The following is a 1,297-nucleotide window of genomic DNA, read 5'->3' as shown; positions in this document are numbered from 1 at the left end:
TCGCCGAGGGCGACGTCGAGGACATATTCGAGCCCGAGACCTATGTCGGCATTGTCAACGGCGCCTTCGAGCTCAAGGGGCGTTCCGCACTGACCCTAGCCAAGCTTGACAAGGATGCACCGGGCCCCGGCCGGCTGGTGAAGCGCATGGAGACGGTGTTCAGGATCCTCCCGGCATCCACGCCGGAATTCGACCACTTCAGCCCGGCTGATTGGCTCATCCGCAATCCCAGTTTCCTGGACGGAAACGGCCCTGGCGTCGTGACGACCCTCGACAACGGTGAGAAGGTCATCGAGGCCATCAACGCTGCTTTGCCACGGTAACCGGTCAACCCGACGCTTTTCACCGCGACAGGCGACCCGAGCGCCTCGCCCGCACGAAGGGCCGGCAACAGTCGTCAGTGGACGCTCTATTGCACCGTATATCCCTGCCATAACTGTGCCCGGCACCTCGTCACCGCCGGGGTGAAGCGGGTCTATTACGTCGAGCCTTACGTGAAGAGCCTCGCGGTCGAGCTTCACTCCGACACCATCGTTACGGAACTTCCGCAACGGCCCAAGGACGGAAAGGCGCCGACCCAGGCCCAGATGGTCATCGTTCCATTCACCGGCGTCGGCGAGCGAATGCATGAGGATTTCTTCATCAAGAAAGGTGATCTGAAGGACGAGCACGGCACGTTCGTGCCTCCCGGCGGGGGCCTGCCCGAACATGCCGTCCGGCTGCGTGACTTGGCCTCCGTCGAGAGGCGTGCCGCCTCCTTGGTCCCGGAAGCCTGACGATGGCCGAACGCAAGATCCTCAGCTTCCCGACCCGGGCGCTGGCGCCGCATGCCGTCCCGTCCATGCCGGACCTGCAATACACCCTCTTCCCCGGCCAGGACGACTGAGAGGGCGCCGTCGCCTTCGTCGACATCGAGGGGCTGACGGAGGAGCCTCTGCTGCGCCTGATTGCGACCAACGCCGCGCGGGCACTCGTCGATCTGAGGCCGCGACCCGTCTTCCAGCGTCCCCGCTTCCGGCACAAGAACGTCGTCTTCTACCTGCACGACCGGGACATCCGGTACGTCGAGTTCGCGCTGATGGCGCGCTGGCCATCCCGGGACAAGGCCGTTGCCGCGATGCATTCCTCCGAGGCATACGCCAAGATCGAGCCGGTCCTCGAACACGGGCTGGCCATCTGCCTCTACGACCAGTCCGCCGAGGACCTCGGCTGGCTCGATGAGATGCGGCGCCTGCTCAGGCATTCGAAGGGATATCGGGCCGAGGTGAACCCGCGCTCCTTGACCGGCATGCCGGTC

2 protein-coding genes and 2 pseudogenes are annotated in these 1,297 nt (G+C 64.8%); all 4 read left to right on the top strand.

The features are described 5' to 3' along the window. Positions 1 to 323 (top strand): annotated as a pseudogene (locus MFF42_RS24860) (AAA family ATPase); the annotation flags it as partial. Between the two features lie 84 nt (positions 324 to 407). After that, positions 408 to 494 (top strand): annotated as a pseudogene (locus MFF42_RS26715) (hypothetical protein); the annotation flags it as partial. After that, positions 495 to 776 carry a hypothetical protein gene (locus MFF42_RS24850; RefSeq protein ID WP_231343942.1) on the top strand — a complete coding sequence of 94 codons (282 nt, stop codon included), beginning with the start codon at positions 495 to 497 and terminating at the stop codon, positions 774 to 776. 302 nt (positions 777 to 1,078) lie between these two features. Further along, a partial coding sequence (locus MFF42_RS24845; protein WP_003596862.1) for a hypothetical protein occupies positions 1,079 to 1,297 on the top strand: 219 nt, incomplete at its 3' end.

The organism is Methylorubrum podarium (genome assembly GCF_022179745.1).
Lineage (GTDB): Bacteria > Pseudomonadota > Alphaproteobacteria > Rhizobiales > Beijerinckiaceae > Methylobacterium > Methylobacterium podarium.
The sequence above is the reverse complement of the archived record's forward strand: the minus strand, read 5'-3'. Positions and strand labels throughout refer to the sequence as shown.